At 67.5% G+C, this 25,393-nt stretch carries 24 protein-coding genes and 1 tRNA gene; 10 read left to right on the plus strand and 15 right to left on the minus strand.

All coding sequences use genetic code 11. The annotated features are described in order from the left end of the window. Nucleotides 1-34 precede the first annotated feature (34 nt). The gene (gene arcA / locus ACAG24_RS06170; RefSeq protein ID WP_370475485.1) at nucleotides 35-1,243 is read left to right on the plus strand and encodes an arginine deiminase; all 1,209 of its coding nucleotides are present in this window, start codon (nucleotides 35-37) and stop codon (nucleotides 1,241-1,243) included. 48 nt (nucleotides 1,244-1,291) lie between these two features. Here the strand turns inward: arcA and ACAG24_RS06175 are convergent, their stop codons facing one another. Together ACAG24_RS06175 and ACAG24_RS06180 are read right to left on the minus strand one after the other, a co-directional pair. Further along, complete coding sequence (locus ACAG24_RS06175; RefSeq protein WP_370475484.1) at nucleotides 1,292-2,149, minus strand: putative endonuclease domain-containing protein; 858 nt, start codon at nucleotides 2,147-2,149, stop codon at nucleotides 1,292-1,294. A 107-nt stretch (nucleotides 2,150-2,256) separates the two neighbouring features. Next, entirely contained in the window at nucleotides 2,257-3,807 is a 1,551-nt protein-coding gene (locus ACAG24_RS06180) for a dolichyl-phosphate-mannose--protein mannosyltransferase (RefSeq protein ID WP_370475483.1), read from the minus strand. Between the two features lie 24 nt (nucleotides 3,808-3,831). Between ACAG24_RS06180 and rsmI the strand changes: the two genes are divergently transcribed. Next, the gene (gene rsmI, locus ACAG24_RS06185) at nucleotides 3,832-4,668 is read left to right on the plus strand and encodes a 16S rRNA (cytidine(1402)-2'-O)-methyltransferase (protein ID WP_370475482.1); all 837 of its coding nucleotides are present in this window, start codon (nucleotides 3,832-3,834) and stop codon (nucleotides 4,666-4,668) included. Here the strand turns inward: rsmI and ACAG24_RS06190 are convergent. From ACAG24_RS06190 to metG, 4 genes are all read right to left on the minus strand, one after another. After that, complete coding sequence (locus ACAG24_RS06190; RefSeq protein ID WP_370475481.1) at nucleotides 4,638-5,885, minus strand: aminodeoxychorismate synthase component I; 1,248 nt, start codon at nucleotides 5,883-5,885, stop codon at nucleotides 4,638-4,640. The genes rsmI and ACAG24_RS06190 overlap by 31 nt on opposite strands. A gap of 7 nt (nucleotides 5,886-5,892) precedes the next feature. Beyond that, nucleotides 5,893-6,789: an RNA polymerase sigma-70 factor gene (locus ACAG24_RS06195; protein WP_370475480.1), complete on the minus strand. Its 897-nt coding sequence runs from the start codon at nucleotides 6,787-6,789 to the stop codon at nucleotides 5,893-5,895. Beyond that, nucleotides 6,786-7,979: an NAD(P)/FAD-dependent oxidoreductase gene (locus tag ACAG24_RS06200; RefSeq protein ID WP_370475479.1), complete on the minus strand. Its 1,194-nt coding sequence runs from the start codon at nucleotides 7,977-7,979 to the stop codon at nucleotides 6,786-6,788. Before ACAG24_RS06200 ends, ACAG24_RS06195 begins: the two co-directional genes overlap by 4 nt. Before the next feature lie 106 nt (nucleotides 7,980-8,085). Further along, nucleotides 8,086-9,621, minus strand: a complete 1,536-nt coding sequence (gene metG / locus ACAG24_RS06205) for a methionine--tRNA ligase (protein WP_370475478.1) — start codon at nucleotides 9,619-9,621, stop codon at nucleotides 8,086-8,088. Nucleotides 9,622-9,659: 38 nt separating this feature from the next. Here metG and ACAG24_RS06210 point away from each other — a divergent pair, with 38 nt between their 5' ends. The 8 genes from ACAG24_RS06210 to ACAG24_RS06245 all read left to right on the plus strand — a co-directional run bounded on the left by ACAG24_RS06210 (nucleotide 9,660) and on the right by ACAG24_RS06245 (nucleotide 18,770). Beyond that, a complete protein-coding gene (locus ACAG24_RS06210) occupies nucleotides 9,660-10,508 on the plus strand; it encodes a TatD family hydrolase (protein WP_370475477.1) in 849 nt (282 codons plus the stop codon). Nucleotides 10,509-10,599: 91 nt separating this feature from the next. Next, nucleotides 10,600-11,727, plus strand: coding sequence for a resuscitation-promoting factor (locus ACAG24_RS06215; RefSeq protein WP_370475476.1), 1,128 nt, complete (start codon nucleotides 10,600-10,602; stop codon nucleotides 11,725-11,727). Next, complete coding sequence (gene rsmA, locus ACAG24_RS06220; protein ID WP_370475475.1) at nucleotides 11,724-12,665, plus strand: 16S rRNA (adenine(1518)-N(6)/adenine(1519)-N(6))-dimethyltransferase RsmA; 942 nt, start codon at nucleotides 11,724-11,726, stop codon at nucleotides 12,663-12,665. The genes ACAG24_RS06215 and rsmA overlap by 4 nt, the downstream gene beginning before the upstream one ends. Before the next feature lie 138 nt (nucleotides 12,666-12,803). Then, nucleotides 12,804-13,778 carry a 4-(cytidine 5'-diphospho)-2-C-methyl-D-erythritol kinase gene (locus ACAG24_RS06225; protein WP_370475474.1) on the plus strand — a complete coding sequence of 325 codons (975 nt, stop codon included), beginning with the start codon at nucleotides 12,804-12,806 and terminating at the stop codon, nucleotides 13,776-13,778. 313 nt (nucleotides 13,779-14,091) lie between these two features. Beyond that, a complete protein-coding gene (locus ACAG24_RS06230) occupies nucleotides 14,092-15,726 on the plus strand; it encodes a fatty acyl-AMP ligase (protein WP_370475473.1) in 1,635 nt (544 codons plus the stop codon). 150 nt (nucleotides 15,727-15,876) lie between these two features. Then, entirely contained in the window at nucleotides 15,877-16,839 is a 963-nt protein-coding gene (locus ACAG24_RS06235; RefSeq protein ID WP_370475472.1) for an efflux ABC transporter ATPase subunit, DrrA-related, read from the plus strand. After that, entirely contained in the window at nucleotides 16,836-17,690 is an 855-nt protein-coding gene (locus ACAG24_RS06240; RefSeq protein ID WP_370475471.1) for an ABC transporter permease, read from the plus strand. The genes ACAG24_RS06235 and ACAG24_RS06240 overlap by 4 nt, the downstream gene beginning before the upstream one ends. Nucleotides 17,691-17,723: 33 nt before the next feature. Further along, entirely contained in the window at nucleotides 17,724-18,770 is a 1,047-nt protein-coding gene (locus ACAG24_RS06245) for a 4Fe-4S binding protein (RefSeq protein ID WP_374150762.1), read from the plus strand. Between the two features lie 3 nt (nucleotides 18,771-18,773). Here the strand turns inward: ACAG24_RS06245 and pth are convergent, their stop codons facing one another. The 9 genes from pth to ACAG24_RS06290 form a co-directional block, all read right to left on the minus strand. Next, nucleotides 18,774-19,352: an aminoacyl-tRNA hydrolase gene (pth, locus tag ACAG24_RS06250; RefSeq protein ID WP_370475469.1), complete on the minus strand. Its 579-nt coding sequence runs from the start codon at nucleotides 19,350-19,352 to the stop codon at nucleotides 18,774-18,776. A gap of 12 nt (nucleotides 19,353-19,364) precedes the next feature. After that, nucleotides 19,365-20,042: a 50S ribosomal protein L25/general stress protein Ctc gene (locus ACAG24_RS06255; protein WP_370475468.1), complete on the minus strand. Its 678-nt coding sequence runs from the start codon at nucleotides 20,040-20,042 to the stop codon at nucleotides 19,365-19,367. A gap of 169 nt (nucleotides 20,043-20,211) precedes the next feature. Further along, nucleotides 20,212-21,093 (minus strand): oxidoreductase, encoded by an 882-nt coding sequence (locus tag ACAG24_RS06260; RefSeq protein WP_370475467.1) that lies wholly within the window; start codon nucleotides 21,091-21,093, stop codon nucleotides 20,212-20,214. 68 nt (nucleotides 21,094-21,161) lie between these two features. Next, nucleotides 21,162-21,815, minus strand: coding sequence for an LpqN/LpqT family lipoprotein (locus tag ACAG24_RS06265; RefSeq protein WP_370475466.1), 654 nt, complete (start codon nucleotides 21,813-21,815; stop codon nucleotides 21,162-21,164). Next, a complete protein-coding gene (gene arsC, locus ACAG24_RS06270) occupies nucleotides 21,812-22,156 on the minus strand; it encodes an arsenate reductase (glutaredoxin) (RefSeq protein ID WP_370475465.1) in 345 nt (114 codons plus the stop codon). Before arsC ends, ACAG24_RS06265 begins: the two co-directional genes overlap by 4 nt. After that, nucleotides 22,153-23,133 (minus strand): ribose-phosphate diphosphokinase, encoded by a 981-nt coding sequence (locus ACAG24_RS06275; protein ID WP_370475464.1) that lies wholly within the window; start codon nucleotides 23,131-23,133, stop codon nucleotides 22,153-22,155. The genes arsC and ACAG24_RS06275 overlap by 4 nt, the downstream gene beginning before the upstream one ends. Nucleotides 23,134-23,246: 113 nt before the next feature. Continuing rightward, on the minus strand, nucleotides 23,247-24,701 hold the full coding sequence (glmU, locus tag ACAG24_RS06280) for a bifunctional UDP-N-acetylglucosamine diphosphorylase/glucosamine-1-phosphate N-acetyltransferase GlmU (RefSeq protein WP_370475463.1): 1,455 nt from the start codon (nucleotides 24,699-24,701) through the stop codon (nucleotides 23,247-23,249). A gap of 91 nt (nucleotides 24,702-24,792) precedes the next feature. Then, a tRNA-Gln gene (locus ACAG24_RS06285) sits at nucleotides 24,793-24,864 on the minus strand. Between the two features lie 52 nt (nucleotides 24,865-24,916). Further along, a complete protein-coding gene (locus tag ACAG24_RS06290) occupies nucleotides 24,917-25,378 on the minus strand; it encodes a GreA/GreB family elongation factor (RefSeq protein WP_370475462.1) in 462 nt (153 codons plus the stop codon). Between the last annotated feature and the right edge of the window lie 15 nt (nucleotides 25,379-25,393).

A 25,393-nucleotide genomic window follows, 5' to 3' on the forward strand; every position in this document is an offset into this window, starting at 1 on the left:
AGTTGAGGTGGGCTCCGGGGTTACGGTGCTAGATGTGACAGAGGCGGCGTTGGGGTGCAATTCGGAGGTCGGCAGGCTTCGGGTGGTCATCCTGCACCGACCCGGGCCCGAGCTGCAGCGACTGACGCCGCGCAACAACGACACCCTGCTGTTCGACGGGCTGCCGTGGGTGGCCAGGGCGCAGCAGGAACACGACGCGTTCGCCGAACTGCTGCGGTCGCGTGGTGTCGAGGTGCTGGTGCTCGGTGAGCTGCTGACCGAGGCGCTGGCCAAGAGCGGCGCGGCGCGGATGCACGGCATCTCGGCCGCGGTGGATGCCCGCCGCCTCGGCGCGCCGCTGGCCCAGGAACTCTCGGCGTACCTGCGTACGCTCGATGCGCCGTCGCTGGCGCGGATCCTGATGGCCGGGATGACATTCGACGAGTTGCCCTTCGGGGAGAACGAGCTGTCGCTGGTGCGGCGCATGCACCACGGCGGCGACTTCGTGATCGACCCCCTGCCCAACCTGCTGTTCACCCGCGACTCGTCGTTCTGGATCGGGCCGCGCGTGGCCATCACGTCGCTGGCGATGCGTGCCCGGGTGCGCGAGACGTCGCTGACCGATCTGATCTACGCCCATCACCCGCGATTCCTCGGAGTGCGGCGGGCCTACGAGTCGCGGTCGGCCCCGATCGAGGGTGGCGACGTGCTGCTGCTCGCGCCCGGCGTGGTGGCCGTGGGTGTCGGTGAGCGCACCACACCTGCGGGCGCAGAAGCGCTGGCGCGCAGCCTTTTCGACGACGATCTCGCCCACACGGTGCTGGCGGTGCCGATCGCACAGGAGCGCGCGCAGATGCACCTCGACACCGTGTGCACGATGGTAGACAAGGACGCCGTCGTGATGTACCCGAACATCCAGGATTCGTTGACGGCGTTCACGATTCGCCGCCGGTCCGAAGGTGTGACGATCGACAGGGCGGCGCCGTTCGTCGACGCCGCCGCCGACGCGATGGGCATCGGCAAGCTGCGGGTCATCGACACCGGGCTCGACCCCGTCACCGCCGAGCGGGAACAGTGGGACGACGGCAACAACACGCTCGCCGTCGCACCCGGTGTGGTGGTGGCCTACGAGCGCAATACGGAAACCAATGCCCGCCTGATGGATTCGGGCATCGAGGTGCTGCCGATCTCCGCCTCCGAGCTCGGCACCGGCCGCGGCGGCCCGCGCTGCATGTCGTGCCCGGCAGGACGAGACCCCCTCTAGGGGCCCACGTGTCGCCGAACTGAGATTCCCGGTCGTTCTTTCGCCGCCTTACACGACCATGGATCCAGGCTCGCGTTCGGCCCACGCCCGTCGTACGCGTTCGATGACCTCGAACGGACGATCTTCGGCGATGACCTTCACGTGCAGATAGCCCCGGTCGCGCACGCGCCGCAGTCGACGTTCGTCCCAGACATACTGGCTGCGATCGATGCGATGCTGGTCGCCGTCGTATTCGACCGCGATCTTGACGCTCTCCCAACCCATGTCGAGGTAGGCGAACGGGACGTCGTACTCGTCGCGCACCGGAATCTGCGTACGGGGACGCGGGAATCCGGCGTCGATGAGCAGTAGGCGAAGAAGCGTCTCCTTCGGGGATTGGGCCCCGGCGTCCATCAGATCGACAGCGGTCCGCACGCGCCGGATATGGCGGGCGCCTTTGTACCGCTCGATGATCGGCACTACGTGCTCGGCGCGGATGCCGGTGGCGCGTGCCAGCGAGTCGAGATGAATGAGTGCCTCGTTGCGCGGTAGATGGCGGCCGAGGTCATAGGCGCAACGGGGATAGGTCGCGACCGCCATGTCGTCGATCTCCATGATGTCGTCGTACGAGAAGTGGTCGTCGCGGGCGATGATCCCGTCGGGAGTGTCGTAGCACTTCCATAACAGTTCGATGGGGGCGTCGTCGCGTACCCACTTGGCACCGTGGATCGCCGCGGCGGCGCGTCCGGTGATCGCACCGCGTTCCCGCGACCACACCCATGCCCCGACCGTCCTGGTGTAGAGCGACCGCGGGGTGCCTTTGAGGACGTGGACGTCGGGGAAGAGCGGCTCGTACCGCCAACGCAACTGCCCGCGGGTCAACGCGCCGCGCTTGATCGCCTGACTTCCTAGGATCACCGACTGCACGCACCTGATCGTCGCTCAACGTGGCGGGCGGTCGGCGAGCCTCGTCACAGGGCTGTGGATAACTCCGAATCCACGACTGGGAATCTCAGTTCGGCGAGATGGCGCGCTCAGCGCCAGGACGGCAGCCAGATCTGCATGTCCCACGTCTGCTGCGAGATCGGCAGCCCGGTCAGCACCGGGTAGAGCCATGCGAAGTTCGTGATGACCACCGCCACGTAGATGCACACCACGAGCAGGCCCAGCGTTCGACGCTCGGCGTTCTGGTTCGGCTTGTAGAGGATGTCGCCCAGGATCATCGCGAGGATCATGGCCAGGAACGGCGCCATCGTCGATGCGTAGAAGAAGTACATCTGCCGGTCGATGTCGGCGAACCACGGCAGGAAGCCCGCGCTGTAACCGACCAGCAGCACGGCATAGCGCCAGTCCTGCTTCACGAATGCGCGCCACACCGCCCACGCGAGTACCGGCACCGCGATGAACCACATCGCCGGGGTGCCGACCAGCATGACCGCTTTGACGCACGATTGCGCGCCGCAGCCCGACACATTCTCGGTGTCGATCGCATACAGCACCGGCCGCAGCGACATCGGCCACGTCCACGGCTTCGACTCCCACGGGTGGTGGTTGCCGTCGGCGTTCGTCAGCCCGGAGTGGAACCGGTACGCGGCGTAGGTGTAATGCCACAGCGACCGCACCGCGTCCGGGATCGGCAGCACGCTGTCCGGCCCGATCGAGCGCCCCACCTCGTGGCGGTTGACACCTGTCTCCGACGCGAACCACGCGGTGTACGACGCGAGGTAGACGCCGAAGGTGATCAGCACGAGCGCGTAGAGCGACGGGCCCACGTCGCGCCGGAACGTCCCCAGCCACGGCCTCGGCACCCGGTACTGCCTGCGCGCGGCGATGTCGAACGCCACCGTCATGACGCCGAAGAACATCACGAAGTACAGCCCCGACCATTTCGTCGCGCAGGCCAGCCCGAGGAGTACCCCCGCGCCGAACCGCCACCACCGCACTCCGAGCCGCGGGCCCCACGGGGTCTCCGCGATGCGGCCTTCCAGGAACGCGAGATGCATGCGTTCGCGGATCTGGTCGCGGTCGACGATCAAGCAGCCGAACGCCGCGACCACGAACACCGTCAGGAACCCGTCGAGCAGCGCGGTCCGCGCGGTCACGAAGCTGACCCCGTCGGCGATCAGCAGCAGCCCCGCGATGCCACCGACGAGCGTCGACCTGCTGATGCGCCGAGTGATGCGGACCGCCAGCAGGATGAGCACCACCCCGCACACGGCGCCCGAGAACCGCCAGCCCAGGCCGTTGTAGCCGAAGATCGCCTCGCCGATCGCGATCAGTTGCTTGCCGACGGGCGGGTGCACCACCAGGCCGTAGCCGGGGTTGTCCTCGAGCCCGTTGTTGTGCACCATCTGCCACGCCTGCGGCGCATAGTGCTTCTCGTCGAAGATCGGGGTGCCCGCATCGGTGGGGGAGCCGAGGTTCAGGAACCGCGTGATGGCCGCCAGCGCCGTGATCACTGCCGTCATCGCCCAGCCCTGTAGGCGGTCGAGCGGACCGAAGTCGGCGACGGGCACCACGGGGCCGGGGCTGATGACAGGGACCGCTCGCCCGCTCCTCGAGAGCTCGTCGGTCGGGGCAGTCACGCCTGCGATCGTAGGCTGTCTCGCATGACGGCCGGACGACTGCTTGTAGGCGCCACGCCGCTGGGGCAGCCCTCGGATGCGTCCGCCCGGTTGGTTCGGGCCCTGCGCAGCGCCGACGTGATCGCCGCGGAAGACACCCGCCGGATCCGGACGCTCGCCGCCGCGCTGGAGGTGAAGCCCGCCGGCCGCATCGTGAGCCTCTACGACCAGAACGAGGCGTCCCGGGTACCCGCCTTGCTCGACGACATTCGCAGCGGCGCGACGGTGCTGCTGGTCAGCGACGCCGGGATGCCCCTGATCAGCGACCCCGGCTATCGCTTGGTCGCCGCATGCGCCGACAGCGGGCTGCCTGTGCAGTGCCTGCCCGGCCCGTCCGCGGTCACGACCGCCCTGGCCGTCGCCGGTCTGCCGTCGGAGCGGTTCTGTTTCGAGGGTTTCGCGCCGCGCAAACAGGCCGCCCGGACGTCCTGGCTGCAGTCGCTGGCCGCCGAGCCGCGCACCTGTGTCTTCTTCGAGTCACCGCGCAGGCTGGCCGAAACGCTGGACGACGCCGTCGAGGTGCTCGGAGCCGGCCGCCGCGCGGTGGTGTGCCGGGAGCTGACGAAGACGCACGAGGAGATCGTGCGGGGAACCCTCGGGGAACTCGCCGAATGGGCGGCCGACGGCGTACTCGGGGAGATCACCGTGGTGCTCGCGGGCGCCACCCCGACCGCAGACCCGGACGCGCTCGTCGCAGAAGCCATCCGCCTCGTCGACGACGGCATGCGGGTCAAGGACGCGTGCGCGCAGGTGGTCGCCGCCCACCCCGGGTCCCCGTCGCGGCGCGAGCTCTACGACGCGGTTCTGCGCGCCCGCGAGTAGGCGCCGTGACCGATGATCGGTGCGGCCTTGTGCAGGCATTCGTCCCACTCGCGGCCCGGGTCGGAGTCGGCGGTGATGCCGCCGCCGACACCGAGCACCGCGGTGCCGTCGGCCGCGAACTCCACCGTGCGGATCGCGACGTTCACTTCGCAGCCCGCCACCGGAGAAGCCAATCCGACTGTTCCGCAGTAGATTCCGCGCCGCCGCGGTTCCCAGCCCACGAGTAGCTCGCGGGCCCGGCGCTTGGGTGTGCCGGTCACCGACGCCGGCGGGAACGTTGCCTCCAGCAGCGTGGCCATCGGCAGCTCCGCGGGGACCCGCGCCGACACGGTCGACACCAGGTGCCAGACGCCGGGCGCTGGACGGACGGCCAGCAGCTCGGGCACCGACACCGACCCCGTTCGCGCCACCCGGCCGAGGTCGTTGCGCACGAGGTCGACGATCATGATGTTTTCCGCGACGTCTTTGACCGACGCGCGTAACGCGGCGGGGTCGGCATCGCGGGGCAGGGTGCCCTTGATCGGGCTCGACGTGACGTCCTCACCGCACCGGCGAAGGAACAGTTCCGGTGAGAGCGAGGCGACCGCACCCCAGTCGCCGGCGAGGTAGGCCGCGCGCGACGGCGCCGTCCTCTCCGCGGTCTCGGCGAAATAGTCGACGGATTCGCCGTGGAGCCTTCCGGTGAACTGCGTGCACACGCACGCCTGGTACACCTCGCCCGCTGCGATGGCGTCCAGGCAGGAGGTGACGCCGCGTTCGTGGGCGTCACGGTCCGCATGTCCCCAGTCGACAACGGCGGCGCGGCGGGGCGGCACCGTCTGCAGCGCTTCCGTCATCCAGTCGAAAAGTGGTGCGCCGGTCAGACTTTCGTACCACCACACGCCGTCTCGGTCACACCGCAGTACCGAGTCCGACCACCCGCCCGCCGCTTCCGGGATCCTCGGACCGCGGCCGTCGGCGCCGGCGTCGGGATAGGACAGGTATCCGAACCATCCGCCGCCGACCGGCCCGTCGGATCGATTGCCGGGCGTCACGTCGAACACCTCCGAGGCCGACACCTCGGTGACGGGCACCGACGGGGCGACCACCGCGGTCGAGCCGAACCAGTCCCCGATCAGCGCCGCGGGCGGCGCCAATCCGAGCCTGGTGGTCGCTGAGCTCAGCGCACGCAGAACCTGCGGGGCAGGGCCCAGATCGCCGAGCCGCTCGATGCGCACCGGTTCATTATCGGCCGATGCGTCGCGGCACCATCACGCCAGCCAGCTTGTCCGGATTGCGCATGGCATAGAAGTTCGTGATCTTGCCGTCGATCACCTCGACCGAGACGACACCTTCCAGCTTGTCCGCGGTGTAGAGCACCAGGGCAGGGGCGTTGTTGTAGATGCCCGGTTCGGCGCGGCCGTCGGGTCCGCCCAGGCGGATCAGACCCAGGATCAGCTTGGCCACCCGCTCCGCACCGGCGACGGGCCTGCGAGCCGCGCTGACCTTGCCGTCGCTGTCGGCGGTCCACACCACGTCCGGCGCGAGCATTCCCATCAGACCGTCGAGATCCCCGGTGGCCGCCGCGGTGAAGAACTGCATCGTGATCTCGGTCGACACCTTGGGGTCGATCGGCTCGAAGCGCTTCCTGCGCGACTGCACGTGCTCGCGTGCGCGGTGCGCCATCTGACGCACCGCGGTCGTCGTCTTTCCGAGCGTCGCGGCGATCTCGTCGTGGCCGAAGCCGAACACCTCCCGCAGCACGAACACCGCTCGCTCGTCGGGGCTGAGCGTCTCAAGAACCACGAGCATCGCCATCGACACCGACTCGGCGAGCACCACATCGGCCGACGGATCCGCCTCTGTGAGAAGCGGTTCGGGTAACCAAGGGCCGACGTAGTCCTCGCGGCGCCGCGATTGTGCGCGCAGCGCGTTGAGTGCCTGCCGGGTGACGAGCTGGGCGAGATAGGCCTTGATGTCGGCTACCGTACCGAGGTCGACCTCGGCCCACCGCAGGTAGCTCTCCTGCAGCACGTCGTCGGATTCCGTTGCACTGCCCAAGATCTCGTAGGCGATCGTGAACAGCAGCGGACGCAGTTGCGTGAACCGCTCGGCGTGTTCGTCACCCGGTCCGACGGTCATCGGACGGGCACCGCCGTCACGGCGGCGATCAGCTCGCTGCGGTCCGGGCCCTGGAAATACTTGTAAGAACCTGGTTTTGCGGCCTCGCCGGCGAGCCACTTGACCGTGTACCGGCACACCTGCTCTTTGACGAATGCGCCTGCGCGCCCACCGATGTACAGACCGACCGGGGTGTCGTCCCCACGCGCCAGCTGCACGGTGCCTGCGCCGCGGCCGACGCTGATGCACTGGCCCGTCATCTTGACCGTCGCGTCGGCGGGCTGGGTGCCGGCGATCCTGGCCAGCACCGTGTTGGCGGCTTGCGCACCGAGCGGCAGGCCGGCTTGGCAGCTCATCCGGTAGGGCAGGCCCGAGGGCGACGCCGCATCGCCGGTCGCGACGATGCGGTCATCGTCCACACTGGTCAGCGTCTCGTCGGTGAGAAGCCGGCCCAGCGCATCGGTCGTCAGGCCGCTCGCGGTGGCCAGTCCGGGCACCCCGAAGCCGGCCGTCCAGACGGTCACCGCGCTGGGCAGAGTCAGGCCGCCCGGCAGGGCGACCTGGTCGGGGCCGACGGCGGTGACGGTCGCCTCAGGTCCGTCGAGGATCGCGACGCCCAGCTTGGTGAGGCGCTTGGTGACCGAGCGGCGTCCCGCCTTGCTCAGCGACGGTCCGACGATGGTGCTGACCAGAGTGACCCTGCGGCCCGCTTCGGCGAACTCCGCGGCCGCCTCGATGCCGGTCAGCCCGCCACCCACGACGACGACGGGTGCCTGCACCGGCACGTCCGCCAGTCGTGACCGCAGGCGCTTCGCCTGCTCCAATTCGCTGAGGGGATAGGCGAATTCGGCGGCCCCTGGCACCGACACCGGAACCGCGCCGGTGCTGCCGACCGCGTAGACGAGGTAGTCGTAATCGAGCGTCGCGCCCGATGCCAGCGCAACCTGGCGAGCGCCCGCGTCGATGCGCTCGACGCTGTCGACGACGAGTTGCACACCGGCGTTGAGGACGGCGCCGAAATCCTGGACCGCCACCGTGCTGTTCGGGTCGTCCGCGGCCGCCAACTGATGCAGCCGGATGCGCTCCACGAACTCCGTCCGGGGGTTGATCAGCTTCACCTTCACATCGTCACGTGACATCAGGCGGTTGGCTGCCATGACTCCGGCGTATCCGCCGCCGATCACCAGCACGGTCGTTGCTTTCGCGGCCATGAGCATCTCCTTCGAGGTTGTCGACTCCCCATCGAGTCGGGCTGACCTCAAGACACCGACGACCGACGATATGTGACATGTCGTGACGCACGTCACAAATCAGGGGTCATTCCGCCTGGTAGCGGGGAAACACACCCGTCGGAGCGGGAAGCGCTGTCCCTGCCGCCAGACGGGTCGCGATCGCGGTGAACGCCCGGTCGTCCTCGGGCTGGCCGAGTAGGTCGAGAAGCTTTGTCATCGCGTCGGGCATCACCGGTTGGCTCAGCAGCGCGGCGATCCGCACCACCTCCAGCGTCGTGTAGAGCACGGTCGCAAACCTCGCCGGATCGCTCTTGCGCAGCACCCACGGCTCCTGCGCCGAAAAGTACCTGTTCGCGGCGCCGAGCACCGACCAGATCGCCTCCAGCGCAAGATGCATCGCGGTCGCGTCGAAGTGACTGCGCACCTTGTCCAGCAGCGCGTCGGCGGCGGCGAGCAGCTCGGAGTCCTCGGGCGCGAACTCGCCCGGGGTCGGCACGACGCCGTCGAGGTTCTTGGCCACCATCGACAGCGAGCGCTGCGCCAGGTTCCCGAACTCGTTGGCCAGGTCGGCGTTGATCCGGCCGATGATGCCGTCCTCGCTGTAGCTGCCGTCCTGCCCGAACGGCACCTCGCGCAGCAGGAAATAGCGCAGCTGGTCCAGGCCGAACGTGTCGACGAGGTTGTTGGGGTCGACGACGTTGCCGACCGACTTGCTCATCTTCTCGCCGCGGTTGAACAGAAAGCCGTGGGCGAAAACCTTTTTCGGCAGCTCGATGCCCGCCGACATCAGGAATGCCGGCCAGTACACGGTGTGGAACCGGATGATGTCCTTGCCGATCATGTGCAGGCTGGCGGGCCAATACCGCTGGAACGCCTCGGATTCGGTGTCCGGGAAGCCAACGCCGGTCAGGTAGTTGGTCAGCGCGTCCACCCACACGTACATGACGTGGTCGGGGTGGCCGGGAACCGGGACGCCCCAGTCGAACGTCGTCCGCGAGATCGACAGGTCGCGCAGGCCGCCGGAGACGAAGCTGACGATCTCGTTGCGCCGCACCTCGGGTTCGATGAATCCGGGCCGTTCGGCGTAGAGGGCCAGCAGCCTGTCCGTGTAGGCCGAGAGTTTGAAGAAGTAGGTCTCCTCCTCGGTCCAGGTGACCGGGGTGCCGGTTTCGGTGGCCACCCGAACTCCGTCGCCGTCGACAGTCGTCTCTGCTTCGGTGAAGAAGCGTTCGTCGCGCACCGAATACCAGCCGGAGTACTTGTCGAGGTAGACGTCGCCTGCGTCGACCATCCGCGTCCAGATCGCCTTTGACGCTTCGTAGTGGTCGGCATCGCTGGTCCGGATGAAGCGGTCGAACGAGATGTTCAGCTTCTCCTGCAGCCGCTGGAAGACGTCCGAGTTGGCCCGGGCCAGTTCGGCGGTGGGGATGCCGAGCTTGGCGGCGGTCTCGGCCATCTTGAGCCCGTGCACGTCGGTACCGGTCAGATAGCGGACGTCGAAACCGTCCAGCCGCTTGAACCGCGCGATCGCGTCGGTGGCGATGTACTCGTAGGCATGTCCGACGTGAGGATCACCGTTGGGGTACGCGATCGCCGTCGTGATGTAGTAAGGCTCGCTCATTTCTCGCTCATTTCGACGTCAACCCTAAGGTGTCTGGGGTGAGTCCCTCACAGAAGCGCGAGCCGCCGCCGATTCCGGAGCCCGTCGCACCGTTGATCGACGCCCACACCCACCTCGATGCCTGCGGGGCCCGCGACGCGGACGGCGTGCGCGCCATCCTGGACCGCGCCGGGCAGGCGGGCGTGAAAGCCGTCGTCACGATCGCCGACGACCTCGAATCGGCCCGCTGGGCGACCGAAGCCGCCGACTGGGATTCGCGCGTGTACGCGGCCGTGGCACTGCACCCGACGAGGGCCAATGCGTTGACGTCGGAGGCGCGGACGGTGATCGAACGGCTCGCCGAGCATCCGCGGGTGGTCGCGATCGGCGAGACCGGTGTGGATCTCTACTGGCCCGGTCGCCTGGAGGGCTGCGCCGAGCCAGACCAGCAGCGCGAGGCCTTCGCGTGGCATATCGACCTCGCGAAACGCACCGGTAAGCCGCTGATGATCCACAACCGCGATGCCGACGCCGCCGTCCTCGACGTGCTGCGGGCCGAGGGTGCCCCCGAGACTGTGATCTTCCACTGTTTTTCCTCCGATGCCGCGATGGCCCGTACGTGCATCGACGAAGGGTGGGTGCTCAGCCTGTCCGGGACGGTCAGCTTCAAGAACGCGCATGACCTGCGTGAAGCGGCCGCCCTGATTCCCGCCGGCCAGCTGTTGGTGGAGACCGATGCACCGTTTCTCACCCCGCACCCGTTCCGCGGCGCGCCGAATGAGCCCTACTGCCTCCCTTACACTGTCCGGGCGCTGGCTGACCTCGTCGGCCGGCCGGCCGAGGCTCTCGCCGAGGAGAGCTTCGAGACGGCGATGCGGGTGTACGGTCTGGCGGGTTGCTGGAGCTAGACCTGTTCGTTACCGTCTTGTGATAAATCGCGCGGTGGCCACCCCCACCTCCACGCCCTCCGCGCCAGGCTAAGTCGGGATAGACGACATTTTGAATGCATTGACCAAACTCCATCAGACGCGCTCGCCCCTCCTGCGACTTGTGGTCGCGGCGACTTTGCTGGCCCTGGCTTTCGCGGGCGTCACGGCGGTCGCTGCCCACAAGACGGTGACCCTGACGATCGACGGCGCGTCTGTGACGGTGTCGACGATGAAGTCTCGCGTCATCGACGTCGTGACCGAAAACGGCTTCGAGGTCGGCGAGCGCGACGACCTTTTCCCCGCCGCGGACACGCCTGTCAACCAGTCCGACACGATCGTGCTGCGTCGCAGCCGGCCGCTGGAGATCTCCACCGACGGCGGCGGATCGGAACAGGTGTGGACGACGGCGTCGACCGTCGACGAAGCGCTCGCACAGTTGCAGATGACCGACAAGGCGCCTGTCGCCGCGTCTCGTGGAAGCCGTCTGCCGCTCGACGGCATGGCGCTTCCGGTGGTCAGCGCGCAAAACGTGCAAATCGAGGACGCCGGAGTGACGCGCTCGGTGCGGCTTGCGGCCCCGAACGTGGCGGCGCTGTTAGATGCCGCTGGAGCGCCGTTACAGCAAAGGGACACAGTCATCCCCTCGCCGTCAAGCCCAATTGTGAACGGTATGCACATAAAAGTGACACGCGTGCGCATTGCGAAAGTCACCGAGAGATTGCCGCTGAATCCGAACAATCAGCGCATCGAAGACGTGACCCTCAACATGAGCCGTCAAATAGTGGAGGATCCCGGAAATCCCGGTGTCCAGGACGTGACTTTTGCGGTCTCGACCGTCAATGGGGTGGAGACCGGCAGGCTGCCAGTAGCCAATGTCGTCGTCGCGCCGGCGCGCGATGGTGTGCTGAGAATCGGCGCGAAACCGGGCACAGAGGTGCCCGCGGTGAGCAACGGGGGCACCTGGGACGCCCTCGCGCGGTGCGAAGCCGGAGGTAATTGGGCCATCAATACGGGCAATGGCTATTTTGGTGGCGTTCAATTTGACCAAAACACCTGGGAGCGCAACGGGGGTCTGAGGTATGCTCAGCGAGCGGATCTGGCAACGAGAGAAGAGCAGATCGCGATTGCTGAGGTAACTCGGGCACGCCAAGGTTGGGGGGCGTGGCCGACCTGTAGTGGGAGGATCGGTGCGTCGTGACAATACGGCTGCTCGGAAGAACTGAGATTCGGCATCTGGCTAAGTCAATTGACTTCAGGCCAAGGAAGTCTTTCGGTCAGAACTTCGTCCATGACGCCAACACGGTGCGCCGCATCGTCTCCGCGTCCAGCATCAACCGAAACGACCATGTGCTCGAGGTCGGACCGGGGCTGGGCTCGCTGACGCTCGCGCTGCTGGACCGGGGCGCCAGGGTCACCGCGGTGGAGATCGATCCGGTGCTGGCCAAGCAGCTGCCCACGACCATTGCCGCCCACTCGCACAGCGAGGCCAACCGCCTCACCGTCCTGAACAGGGACATCCTGACCTTCAAGCAGTCGGATCTCACCGACATGCCGACCGCGCTGGTAGCCAACCTGCCGTACAACGTCGCGGTCCCCGCCCTCCTGCACCTGCTGGCCGAGTTCCCGTCGATCCGAACAGTCATGGTCATGGTGCAGGCCGAGGTGGCCGAGCGCCTCGCCGCCGAACCGGGCGGCAAGGACTACGGAGTGCCCAGCGCCAAGATCCGGTTCTTTGGCAATGTGCGTCGCTACGGCATGGTGTCGCCGACGGTGTTCTGGCCGATCCCGCGCGTGTACTCCGGCCTGGTGCGCATCGACCGCTACGAGACGCCCGAGTGGCCGATGGATGCCGAGTTCCGTGAGAACGTCTTCGAGCTCATCGACATCGCATTCGCCCAGCGTCGCAAGACGGTACGCAATGCGTTCGCCGAGTGGGCGGGGTCGGGCAACGAGTCGGCCAGCCGACTGCTCGCTGCCAGTATCAATCCGGGCCTTCGCGGTGAGACGCTGAGCATCAAGGACTTCGTGCGGCTGTTGCAGCGCAACGCCGACTGGCATGTCGTGCCCAAGAACGCGAACTCCGAGGAGCTCGAACCGGTCGATGCCGGCGACGATTCGCAGGGCTTGACGGTCTGATCCGCCACCACTGCACCAGACCGGCCCCGGCTCCTTGCCGGGGCCGGTTTTGTGTCTGCTTCGAAGCCGTCTCTTGAGGCGACACCCCGACCACGCCTCCACTGCACGAGGCGTGGTCGCGGGATTAATGTCGTTCGAGTGTCCGCGCGAGACGGTAGTACCGCATCAGACTGGGTTCCTTCCGGCTCGGTCACGGTCCGCGTGCCCGGCAAGGTCAACCTGTACCTCGACGTCGGCGATGTCCGCGAGGACGGCTACCACGAACTGACGACCGTCTTCCATGCGGTGTCCCTTCTCGACGAGGTCACCGTCCGAAACGCCGACATGCTGACTCTGGACATGACCGGCGAGGGCGCCGAATCCCTTCCGACCGATGACCGCAATCTGGCATGGCGCGCGGCCGAGTTGTTGGCCGAACACGTCGGACGGGCCCCCGATGTCGCAATCTCTATCGAGAAGACGATCCCGGTGGCGGGCGGCATGGCCGGCGGCAGCGCCGACGCGGCGGCCGTCCTGGTGGCCATGAACCACCTGTGGGAGCTCGGGGTCCCGCGGCGCGATCTGCACGCTCTGGCGGCCCGGCTCGGCAGCGACGTGCCCTTCGCGCTCCACGGCGGCACAGCACTGGGTACCGGACGCGGGGAGGAGTTGGCGACAGTGCTGGCGCGCAACACCTTTCACTGGGTGTTGGCGTTCTCACCGGGCGGACTGTCGACCCCGGCGGTGTTCGCCGAGATCGACCGCCTCCGAGCCGAAGAGGACCGCACGCTCCCGCCGCGTCTGGAATCGCCGGAGCCGGTGCTCGCCGCCCTGGCGTCGGGGGACCCGGCGCAGCTGGCGCCGCTGCTCGGCAACGATCTTCAGCCCGCGGCGCTGAGCCTGGACTCGACGCTGCGCCGCACGCTGCGTGCCGGCGTCGAGGCGGGTGCGCTGGCGGGCGTGGTGTCCGGATCCGGGCCCACCTGCGCCTTCCTGTGCACCTCGGCAGGGGCCGCGGTCGACGTCGGCACCGAACTGGCGGGCGCGGGAGTGTGCCGCACCGTGCGGGTCGCGAGCGGGCCGGTCCAAGGCGCCCGGGTGGTTCCCGGCTCTCGACCGCAGGCTGATCGATAAATTCGCGATCACAAAAAGGTGTGACACACGCCTCAATAATCGCGCGCGTTTGGCAGCTACTTAAGAGTTGCTTAAGATGAGCGACGGTGACAGCTAGCGGTCGAGTAGTTCACGCAACGAGTTCCCCCACCGGTGCATCCGGCGGGGCGGTGAACAGAATCCGCACCGCGTCCGGCCGAGTTTGCCGAACATCACCGATTCGAGACACAACCGCTCCCCAAAAGTGTGCGCGCCTCCACGAAAAGGCCGCTGATCAGGCGGAGCATGGCAAACGGGCATGTGCACCGGGGCAGATGTCGGCGAGGAGGTCGTCGTGAGCAGATTCACCGAGAAGATGTACTTGAATGCCCGCACCACCGATCGGGGCATGGTGACAGGCGAGCCGTACGAGCCCGTCCGTCACACCTGGGGCGAGGTGCACGAGCGGGCCCGGCGCATCGCCGGTGGCCTGGCCGCGGCGGGCGTGGGCCACGGAGACGCCGTCGGCGTGCTGGCCGGGTTCCCCGTCGAGATCGCGCCGACGGCCCAGGGGCTGTGGATGCGCGGCGCCAGCCTGACGATGCTGCACCAGCCCACCCCGCGCACCGACCTCGTGGTCTGGGCCGAGGACACCATGAACGTCATCGGCATGATCGAGGCCAAGGCCGTCATCGTGTCCGAACCGTTCCTCGTCGCCGTCCCGGTGCTGGAGGAAAAGGGCATCAAGGTTCTCACGGTCACCGACCTGCTCGCGTCCGAGCCCGTCGACCCGATCGAGGTCGGCGAGGACGACCTCGCGTTGATGCAGCTGACGTCCGGGTCGACGGGATCTCCCAAGGCCGTTCAGATCACCCACCGCAACATCCACTCGAACGCCGAGGCGATGTTCATCGGCGCCGAATACGACGTCGACAAAGACGTGATGGTGAGCTGGCTGCCCTGCTTCCACGACATGGGCATGGTCGGCTTCCTGACCATCCCGATGTATTTCGGCGCCGAGCTCGTGAAGGTCACGCCGATGGACTTCCTGCGCGACACGCTGCTGTGGGCCAAGCTCATCGACAAGTACAAGGGCACGATGACCGCCGCGCCGAACTTCGCGTACGCGTTGTTCGCGAAGCGGCTGCGCCGTCAGGCCAAGCCCGGCGAGTTCGACCTGTCGACCCTGCGCTTCGCGTTGTCCGGTGCGGAGCCCGTCGAGCCCGCCGACGTCGAGGACCTGCTCGACGCCGGCAAGCCGTTCGGCCTCGATCCGGGCGCGATCCTTCCGGCCTACGGCATGGCCGAGACCACGCTTGCGGTGTCGTTCTCGCCGTGCGGCGCGGGTCTGACCGTCGACGAAGTCGATGCCGACCTGTTGGCGGCCCTGCGCCGCGCCGTGCCTGCGACGAAGGGACACACCAAGCGGCTGGCCGAGCTGGGCCCGCTGCTGACCGACCTGGAAGCGCGCGTCATCGACGACCACGGCAATGTGATGCCGCCCCGTGGGGTCGGTGTCATCGAGTTGCGCGGCGAGTGCGTGACCCCCGGCTACATGACCATGGGCGGGTTCATCCCCGCTCAGGACGAGCACGGCTGGTACGACACGGGCGACCTCGGCTACATGACCGAAGAGGGCAACGTCGTCGTCTGCGGTCGCGTCAAGGACGTCATCATCATGGCCGGGCGCAACATCTATCCGACCGACATCGAACGGGCCGCCGGCCGCGTTGAGGGGGTGCGCCCCGGCTGTGCCGTCGCGGTGCGCCTGGACGCCGGACACTCCCGTGAGACGTTCGCCGTCGCCGTGGAGTCGAACAACTGGCAGGACCCGGTCGAGGTGCGTCGCATCGAGCACCAGGTCGCCCACGAGGTCGTCGCCGAGGTCGATGTGCGTCCGCGCAACGTCGTGGTGCTCGGCCCCGGCAGCATCCCGAAGACGTCGTCGGGCAAGCTCCGCCGCTCCACGTCGGTGTCGCTGGTCACGTAGTCGTCGCACCGCGAGCGCGCGGGTCTGCACGCCGACACGCCGCCCGCAGCGGCATTTCGCGCGCCCTCGTCGCCGGCGACAGCGACAGGCCCGCCCGCACACGGGTAAATCGATTGGCTCTTGTCAGGGGCCGCCGATAGCGTCGGATGCATGCCACATCCTCCCGCCATCGAAGCGCTCGACCTGGTGAAGAGGTTCGGGGACGAGACCGCGGTCGGCGGCGTCAGCTTCGCGGTGCCGCCGGGAACCGTGCTCGGCCTGCTCGGCCCCAACGGAGCAGGCAAGACGACCACCGTGCGGATGATGACTACGCTGACGGAGCCCACCAGCGGGACCGCACGGGTAGCCGGGTTCGACGTTCGCACCCAGCCCGACGAGGTCCGCCGCCACATGGGGCTGACGGGTCAGGTCGCGACGGTCGACGAACTGCTCACCGGGCGCGAGAACATCCGGATGATCGGCGGTCTGCACGGCATCCGCCGCAAGGACCTCAACCGGCTCTGCGACCAACTGCTGCACCAGTTCTCACTCACTGACGCGGGCGACCGCGTGGTCCGATCCTATTCCGGCGGCATGCGTCGCCGGCTGGACCTCGCGGTGAGTCTGCTCGCCTCCCCGCCGGTCCTGTTCCTCGACGAGCCGACGACGGGTCTGGACCCCCGGAGTCGCAGCGAGCTGTGGGACGTGCTGCGCGACCTGGTGGCCCAGGGCACCACGCTGCTGCTGACCACGCAGTACCTGGAGGAGGCAGATCAGCTTGCCGACAACATCGTGGTGATCGACCGCGGTCGGATCATCGCCGAGGGTTCTCCGCTGGAACTCAAGCAGCAGGCCGGCCGGGCCAGTCTGGTCGTCACCGTCGCCGACGCCGCCGACCTGGACTCCGCCCACACGCTCCTGGCGCGGACGGGCGCCGACGTGTACGTCGACGCCGGGGCCCGCAGGCTGACGGCATCCGCCGACGGTCTCGACGACATGATCCAGGTCGCGGGCTGGCTGCGCGACGCGGGCGTCACCGTCGACGACATCGGGCTGAGCAGGCCCAGCCTCGACGACGTGTTCCTGACCCTCACCGGACACCGCACCGAAGACAGCGAGGAGGTCGGCGCATGACCGCTCTGGAGACACCCACCACGACGTCGGTGCGGCCCGACCCGGTGCCGACGCACCGCACCAACCTGGCACAGCAATCGTGGATCATGGTGAAACGCAACATGATCCACACCAAGCGCATGCCCGAGATGCTCAGCGACGTGACGGCGCAGCCGATCATGTTCGTGCTGTTGTTCGCGTTCGTCTTCGGTGCGTCGATCACCAACACCGGAGGGGCGTCCTACCGGGAGTTCCTGCTCCCGGGTATCCAGGCGCAAACCATCGTGTTCTCGGCGTTCGTGGTGGCGGCCGGCATCACCGCCGACGTCGAGAAGGGCATCATCGACCGCTTCCGGTCGCTGCCGATCTCACGCTCGTCGGTGCTGATCGGCCGCAGCATCGCCAGCGTCATCCACTCGTCGCTGGGCGTGCTGGTGATGGCTTTGACGGGGCTGGCCATCGGCTGGCGGATCCGCAACGGTGTCGGCGAAGCCGTGCTCGCGTTCGCCCTTCTGCTGGTGTTCGGCTTCGGGATCATCTGGTTCGGGATCCTCATCGGATCGCTGATGCGCACGGTCGAGGCGGTCAACGGCGTGATGTTCACCGTGCTGTTCCCGATCACGTTTCTGGCCAACACCTTTGTGCCCACCGAGCCGATGCCGCACTGGCTGCGGGTGATCGCCGAGTGGAACCCGGTGTCATCACTGGCGCAGGCGATGAGGGAACTGTGGGGCAACGGCGGTCCCGCGCCCGCAAGTGCCCAGCTGCCGCTGCACCATCCGGTGCTGTCGACGATCCTGTGGTCGCTCGCGTTGACGGCGATCTTCGCCCCGGTTGCGCTGTACGCCTACAGGCGCAGAACCGCGGACTGACCGGCGGCGCGGGGGTCACCCATCTGGGTATTTATGACTATACTCAGGTGGGTGGACAAGCTGCCGCCCCGACTGGCCGACCATCCGACCGTGCGCGCCGTGCGATCACGACCGACCTCTGCGCCCGGCATCATCGATGCCGACTGGCTGCGAGCGGTATGTCTGGACGCCGGCGCGGACGACGTGGGCTTCGCCCGCGTCGGAGACCCGGAGCTGGCGTCCGAACTGCCCCACGTCGAGGCGGCGCTACCGGGTGCCGTCAGCTACCTCTCGCTGGTCGTGAAGATGAACCGCGACAACGTCCGGTCGACGGCGCGCAGCGTCGCGAACCAGGAGTTCCACCGCAGCGGTGAGGTGATGAACGAGGCTGCCCACCGAATAACCCGCGTGCTGCAGGATGCCGGCCACCGGGTGCTGAATCCGTCGGCGACGTTCCCGATGGAGATGGACCGATTCCCGGGACGTATCTGGGTCGTCGCGCACAAGCCCGTCGCGGTGGCGGCAGGCATGGGCGCGATGGGCATCCACCGAAACGTCATCCACCCGAAATTCGGCAACTTCATCCTGCTCGGCACCATCGTGGTGGCCTCCGGCATCAACAGATACGGTGCACCGCTGGACTATTCGCCGTGCCTGGAGTGCAAGTTGTGCGTCGCTGCGTGTCCGGTCGGGGCGATCAAGAAGAACGGCGACTTCGACTTCTTCGCGTGCTCGGTGCACAACTACCGCGAATTCATGGGCGGATTCACCGACTGGGTGCAGACCATCGCCGACAGCGCTGACGCCGACGACTTTCGTTCTCGCGTCACCGATTCGGAGAACGCATCGATGTGGCAGAGCTTGTCCTTCAAGCCCAACTACAAGGCGGCCTACTGTCTGGCTGTGTGCCCGGCGGGCGAAGAGGTCATCGAGCCCTACCTCGACGACCGCAAGGGATTCATGGACCTCGTCCTCAAGCCGCTTCAGGACAAGCGTGAAACGCTCTATGTGCTGCCGGGTTCCGATGCCGAGGCCCATGCCAGGAAGCGCTACCCGCACAAACCCGTCAAGACGGTCGACAGCGGGATCCGCGGCCGCTGAGCCTCAGCTCCAGGCGTGCACGGTGTTCTGGGCCGGTTCGATGCCAAGCTCGACCAACAGTTCGGTGGCGTCGGCGGCCAACTCCACGATGGTGCCGAGCTCTGGACGTTCCCGGGAGTTGAAGTTCTCCAGCACGAAGCTGGCGCCGGACTTCTGGCCCGGCGGCCGGCCGATGCCGACCCTCACCCGCTGAAAGTCGTTGCCGCCCAACGCCGAAGCGACAGAACGCAGGCCGTTGTGGCCTGCGACGCCACCGCCGGACTTCAGCCTGATCCGGCCGAAGTCGATGTCGAGTTCGTCGTGGATGATCACGACGTCGGCGGGGGCGACGGAATAGAACTTGGCCAGCGGACCGACCTGGCGACCCGACTCGTTCATGTAGACCCGCGGTTTGGCGAGCACCACCGGACGGCCCGTGAGCCGTCCGGTGGCGACTTCTGCGCCAGACTTCTTGTGCACCTTGAACGTTTCGCCCATGCGGTCGGCGAGAACGTCGGCCACGAGGAACCCGAGGTTGTGCCGGGTCGTCGCGTACTGCGGTCCGGGGTTGCCCAGGCCGACCACCAGCATGGGTTCGGCCATGACGGGGTCGACCTACTCGGAGTCGGACTCGGCCGCGGCTTCGCCTTCGCTCTCGCCCTCTTCGGACTCCGCCTCGGCGGCCTCTTCCGCCTGCTCCTCCAGCGAGGCACCGCCGCCCTCGGACTCAAGCTCTTCGGCGGTCGGAGCCGCGACGACGTTGACGATCAAGGTCTCCGGGTCGGCGATCAGGGTCACGCCGCTGGGCAGCTCGATCTGGCTGGCCAGGATCTGGGTGCCCTCCTCGGCGCCCTCGACCGATACGGTGAACTGCTGCGGGATCGACAGCGCGTCCGCCTCGATCTCGATGGTGCCTGCGTCCTGGGTGACCAGCGTGCCGGGGACGGCCTCGCCCTCGACGACGACGGTGACGTCGACGGTCACCTTCTCGCCGCGGCGCACGACGAGCAGGTCGGCGTGCTGGATGTTGCGGCGAATCGGGTGGATCTCGATGGCCTTGGTCAGCGCGAGCTGCTCCTTGCCGTCGATGTCGAGCGTCAGCACGGCATTGGTGCCGGAGTTGCGGAGCACGGCGGCGAAATCGTGGCCGTTGAGCTCGAGATGCTGGGGGTCGGTGCCGTGGCCGTACAGGACCACGGGGACGCGGCCTTCGCGGCGCGCGCGGCGGGAGGCGCCTTTACCGGTGGTGTCGCGGACCTGCGCGCTCAGATTGTTGGTGGCGTTCTTGGCCATTGTGTTTCGCTCCTGTGCCGGTGATCGGTTCTCGGGCACGGCCAGGGGTTACACACACAGAAGTGTCGGTTTCCGTCGATAACGGTGCCCTGCTGATGTGTTTCCCGTGCAGGCCACCCTCGCCGTGACGCGTCCGCAAGGGTAGCGCAAACAGCTGCTCACCCGGAAATCAGAGCGGGAACTCGGTGCCCGTGAGCTGCTCGGACAGCGTCCACAGCGCGGTGGCCCGGGCGCGGTCGGTGGCCAGCGGGCTACGCCAGTGCGCGACGGTGGGGCCGCGCATCGAGAACTTCGGCCCGATGAAAGTGTCCCCGGGCAGCTCTTGGGAGGCCGCATAGAGGGTCTGCTTGGCTCCGAAGTCGGCATCGGTGGCAAACAGCCGGTTGCCTGCGTCCCAGACGCGGGTGCCGTACCGGCTGCCGGTCTGGCCCTGCAGATTGGTCGCCGAGTATCCGGGGTGGGCGGCCAGCGATGTCACAGGCGACCCGGCTGCGCTGAGACGGCGCTGCAGTTCGCGGGTGAACAGCAAATTGGCCAGCTTGGACTGGCCGTAGGCGGGCCACGCCAGGTACGGGCGGGACTTCCAGTTGAGGTCTTTGAGGCTGACGTATCCGATCAGGTGCATCATCGACGAGACGGTGACGACACGGTCGGTGATCTTGGGCAGTAGCAGGTTGGTCAGCGCGAAATGCCCTAGGTGGTTGGTGCCGATCTGGCTCTCGAAACCGTCGGCCGTCAGCGCGTACGGCACCGCCATGATGCCGGCGTTGTTGATCAGCACGTCGATGCGGTCTTCCGGACCGGAAAAGCCGTCGGCGAAGGAGTGGATCGACGCGAGATCCTGCAGGTCGAGGTGGCGGACCTGCACGTCACCGGTCATACCGGCGGCCGCGGCATTGCCCTTGTCCAGGTTGCGCACGGCGAGGATCGTCGTCGCGCCGGCACGGGCGAGTTCCCGTGCGGTGACCAGCCCGAGCCCGCTGTTGGCGCCGGTCACGATGACGGTGCGCCCGGCAAACGAAGGCAGGTCCGCGGCGGTCCAGTCGCTCATAGGCCATCACAGTAACGGGATGTGCCGACGCGTCCACCGGCCGAGTGCGAAGCTCTGGTGAACGTCGGTCACGGGAGCTTGACGGTGAATCCTTTGATGATGGTCTCGATGTCGGGGGCTTCCTCGGCTGCCTTGTCCGCGTACCCGGTGACGGTGAACTGGATCAGGTAGCGCTGTGCCTTGGGTGGCGCGCCGGTGGCGATGACGATGCGGTTGTAGCTGTGCATCCTGGCGCCGTTGAGGTCGTAGCTGCCCTCGATCATCGACGACGGAAATCCGTTGAACGGCGCTGCCGAGGTGTTGAGTTCGCGGAAGTTCTCCGACATCTGCGCGTCGGCGTTGGCGTGGCTGAGTGCTTGTGCGACATCGAAGTCGCCGTCGAGCTGGAAAACCATCAGCATGGCCATGGGGTAGGTGTCGCCCATGGCGATCGTCCGGGTACCGGGCGCCAGATTGGTGTTCATGTAGGGCTGCCAGCCGCGTGGCGTGGGGATCGACACCGTCAGGTCGGTCAGTTTGTCGGGGGCGACCGGCTGCCCGCCCACACCCTCCTCTTCCAGAAAGGCGGCGATCGACTTGGGTGGGGTCGACGCGTCGGTGGTCGTTGTGGGAGTCGCGGTCGTCGTCGACCAGACCGACTGGTAGTCAGGCGCTTCGGTGGCGCACCCCGTCGTGACCAATGCCGCCGCTGCGGTCGCGGCCAGCAGGAGGCGAGGCGTCACAGAATCTCTCGGACGTTGTCGATCGGCCGGGCCAACCGGGTGCCCTTGCCGGTGACGACGAAAGGCCGCTCGATCAGGATCGGGTGCTCGGCCATGGCATCCAGCAGTTCATCGTCGGACGCCGAGGCGAGATCCAGCTCGGAGTAGAGCTTTTCGCGCTTGCGTACGGCGGTACGCACGTCGATGCCTGCGTCCTCGATCATCGCGGCGAGTTCGGCACGCGACGGAGGCGTCTTGAGATACAGCACGATCTCCGGCTCGACCCCGTTGTCGCGCAACAACTCCAGGGTCTTGCGGGACGTGGAGCATTTGGGGTTGTGCAGGATGCGGGTGGTGGTCATGCCGATCCGTCGAAAAGTCCTGTCACGGAACCGTTCTCGAAGACCGCACGGATGGTGTTGGCCAGCAGCGGCGCGATCGAGAGCACGGTCAGCTGCGGGAACATTTTGTCGTCGCCGATCGGCAGCGTGTTGGTGACGATCACCTCGCGTGCGCCGCTGGCCTGCAGTCGTTCGCGAGCGGGGTCGGACAGCACGCCGTGTGTGGCGGCGATGACGACGTCGGCGGCGCCGTCTTCCTTGAGCAGTCGGACGGCCCCGGCGATGGTGCCGCCGGTGTCGATCATGTCGTCGGTGAGGATGCAGGTCTTCCCCTTCACGTCGCCGACGACGCGGTTGGACTTGACCTGATTGGGCACCAGCGGATCGCGGGTCTTGTGGATGAAGGCGAGGGGAACACCTCCCAAAGAGTCGGCCCACTTCTCGGCGACACGCACGCGGCCCGAGTCGGGGGAGACGACGACCATGTCGTGATCGGCGTAGTTCTCGGCGATATAGCCGGTCAACAACTTCTGGGCGCGCATGTGGTCCACCGGGCCGTCGAAGAAGCCCTGGATCTGGTCGGTGTGCAGGTCGACGGTGACGATGCGGTCCACGCCTGCGGTTTTGAGCAGGTCGGCGACGAGGCGCGCGGAGATCGGCTCACGCCCGCGATGCTTCTTGTCCTGGCGCGCGTACGGGTAGAACGGCAGGATCGCGGTGATCCGCTTGGCGCTGCCGCGCTTGAGCGCGTCGATCATGAGCAGCTGTTCCATCAGCCACTGGTTCAGCGGCCAGGGATGGCTCTGCAGAACGAAGGCGTCGCAGCCGCGGACGGACTCGTCGAAGCGGACGAAGATCTCGCCGTTGGCAAAGTCCCGGGCGGTCTGGGCGGTGACCGCCACGTCCAGTTCCTTGGCGACCTGCTCGGCGAGTTCGGGGTGCGCCCGACCCGAGAAGAGCATCAGATTCTTGCGGTTGTCGGTCCAGTCGTGGCTCACGGGCTGCCCTCGGCTTCTCAGATCGATGGTGATCGATTCTCGGGTCATCGTACGTAGCGCTGACGTTCAGACGCTGGCGGGTTACCAGAATGCCAATAAACGGCGACCGAACGCTACTCGCCGGTAGCTTGCCGGGATTCCGGTTCGGCTGCCTTCGCTGCCTCCGCGGCGGCGCTTCCCGGTCTCCTGCGTGCCACCCAGCCCTCGATATTGCGCTGCGGACCAGCCGAAACGGCCAGTGCGCCCGGCGGAACATCCTCACGCACTACCGTGCCCGCGCCGGTGTAGGCGCCGTCGCCGACAGTGACCGGCGCCACGAACATGGTGTCGGACCCGGTGCGCACATGGGAGCCGATCGTGGTGCGGCTCTTGGTTTCTCCGTCGTAGTTGACGAACACACTGGAGGCGCCGATGTTGCTGTGCTCGCCGATGTCGGCATCGCCGACGTAGGTCAGGTGCGGCACCTTGGTGCCGGTCCCGATCGTGGCGTTCTTGGCTTCGACGAAGGCGCCCAGCTTGGCGGACGCGCCGAGCGCGGTGCCAGGACGCAGATAGGTGAACGGGCCGACGACGGCGTCCGCGCCGATGGTCGACGAGCTGCCGTGGGTGCGGACCACCTGGGCGCCGTCACCGACGGTGACGTCGGTCAGCGTGGTGTCGGGCCCGATCTCGCAGTGGCTACCGATCGCGGTGGCGCCGAGCAACTGGGTGCCGGGCCGTACCACGGTGTCGCGGCCGATGGTCACGTCGACGTCGATCCACGTCGAAGCGGGATCGATGATCGTGACGCCGTTGCGTTGATGAGCGGTGACGATGCGGCGGTTGAGGACACCGGCGAGGTCGGCGAGCTGCACCCGGTCGTTGACGCCGGCGACCAGAGCCGAATCGTCGATGTGCTGGGCGCGGACACGGCCGCCGTCGCCCCGCACGAGTGCGATCGCGTCGGTCAGGTACAGCTCCTGTTGCGCGTTGTCGGAGCGCAGTCTGCTCAGCGCCGAGCGCAGCGCACCGACGTCGAACGCGTAGACCGCGGCGTTGACCTCGGTGATCTCCTGCTGCGCGTCGGTGGCGTCGGCCTGCTCGATGATGGCGAGCACCTCGCCGTCGGTGCTGCGCAGGATCCGCCCGTAGCCGGTCGGGTCGGCCAGCGTGGTGGTGAGCAGTGTGGCCGCCGCGGACTCCGCGTGGTGGGCGGTGACCAGCTCGGCCAAGGTGCGGGCGTCCAGCAGCGGGACGTCGCTGGCGGTGATGACGACGGTGCCGTCGAAATCTTGGGGCAGGGCCGTGATCCCGCAGGCGACCGCGTGTCCGGTGCCGCGCTGCTCTTCCTGGACGGCGATGTCGATCGTCCTGCCGAGCTGCTCGCCGATCTGCGCTGCGGCGGGGGCCACACGTTCGCGATCCTTGCCGACGACCGCGACGAGGTGCTTCGGCGCGATCTGCGCCACGGCGTGCAGGCTGTGGCCGAGCATGCTGCGACCGCCCAGTGTGTGCAGCATCTTCGGGGTGTCGGATTTCATCCGGGTGCCTGCGCCCGCTGCCAAGATCAGGACCGCAAGGTCACGCATAGATGTCCTTCCTCGCCTTCGCGAGCGTGCGTGTCTGCGGTCGACACGCCGGTCCTGGATGCCATGTCGCGCACGCTCGTCGCTGCAAGAGCTCCGTCGCCAGGACTCGAACCTGAACTATCTGAACCAAAATCAGAGGTGCTGCCGATTACACCACGACGGACCGGGCCACGAGTTACGCGTGCGACTCTAGCCCACCGAGTGGTCGATTCTTCCTACGGAGAAGTCGAAGCGGCGACGGCATGGGCACCATACGGTGTGGCGCTCAGCAAGGTCACCGACTGCACACGACCTCCGGGCAGGGGATAGCTGCACTGCTGTCCGGGCGTCGCGCCGACCAGCGCGCGGCCCAGCGGCGAGCTGACGGTGTAGACGTCCAGATCCGGGTCGGCGGTTCCGCGGCTTCCGAGGAGGAACGTCTCGATGTCACCGGTGTCGTCGAAGCGGACGGAGAGCACCATCCCCGGTTCGGCGATCCCGTCGTCAGCGGGATCGACGGCGCGCTCGGCTCTGCTCAGCAGTTCGTGGATCTCGCGGATGCGTTCCTTGCGGGCGAGCCACGCGTCGACGATGTCGTCGGTCCCCGCCGTCCTCGGCACGGCCAGCAGCGCGGCGAGTTCGCGCTTCAGGCTCTCGCGGGCCTGCGGCGTCATCCAGATGTGGTCGGACACGTCCATGGGTCTTCCTTCGGG

Source organism: Mycobacterium bulgaricum (genome assembly GCF_041287165.2).
Taxonomy (GTDB): Bacteria; Actinomycetota; Actinomycetes; order Mycobacteriales; family Mycobacteriaceae; genus Mycobacterium; species Mycobacterium bulgaricum.

What these genes read in the sequence shown, in the direction of transcription:
- pth (WP_370475469.1), bottom strand. Translation starts at nt 19,352, where the DNA reads ATGGCCGAACCCATGCTGGTGGTCGGCCTGGGCAACCCCGGACCGCAG.
- rsmI (WP_370475482.1), top strand. Translation starts at nt 3,832, where the DNA reads ATGACGGCCGGACGACTGCTTGTAGGCGCCACGCCGCTGGGGCAGCCC.
- ACAG24_RS06260 (WP_370475467.1), bottom strand. Translation starts at nt 21,093, where the DNA reads ATGAGCGACTGGACCGCCGCGGACCTGCCTTCGTTTGCCGGGCGCACC.
- glmU (WP_370475463.1), bottom strand. Translation starts at nt 24,701, where the DNA reads ATGCGTGACCTTGCGGTCCTGATCTTGGCAGCGGGCGCAGGCACCCGG.
- ACAG24_RS06290 (WP_370475462.1), bottom strand. Translation starts at nt 25,378, where the DNA reads ATGGACGTGTCCGACCACATCTGGATGACGCCGCAGGCCCGCGAGAGC.
- ACAG24_RS06240 (WP_370475471.1), top strand. Translation starts at nt 16,836, where the DNA reads ATGACCGCTCTGGAGACACCCACCACGACGTCGGTGCGGCCCGACCCG.
- ACAG24_RS06235 (WP_370475472.1), top strand. Translation starts at nt 15,877, where the DNA reads ATGCCACATCCTCCCGCCATCGAAGCGCTCGACCTGGTGAAGAGGTTC.
- ACAG24_RS06255 (WP_370475468.1), bottom strand. Translation starts at nt 20,042, where the DNA reads ATGGCCAAGAACGCCACCAACAATCTGAGCGCGCAGGTCCGCGACACC.
- ACAG24_RS06200 (WP_370475479.1), bottom strand. Translation starts at nt 7,979, where the DNA reads ATGGCCGCGAAAGCAACGACCGTGCTGGTGATCGGCGGCGGATACGCC.
- arsC (WP_370475465.1), bottom strand. Translation starts at nt 22,156, where the DNA reads ATGACCACCACCCGCATCCTGCACAACCCCAAATGCTCCACGTCCCGC.
- ACAG24_RS06195 (WP_370475480.1), bottom strand. Translation starts at nt 6,789, where the DNA reads ATGACCGTCGGACCGGGTGACGAACACGCCGAGCGGTTCACGCAACTG.
- metG (WP_370475478.1), bottom strand. Translation starts at nt 9,621, where the DNA reads ATGAGCGAGCCTTACTACATCACGACGGCGATCGCGTACCCCAACGGT.
- ACAG24_RS06245 (WP_374150762.1), top strand. Translation starts at nt 17,724, where the DNA reads ATGACTATACTCAGGTGGGTGGACAAGCTGCCGCCCCGACTGGCCGAC.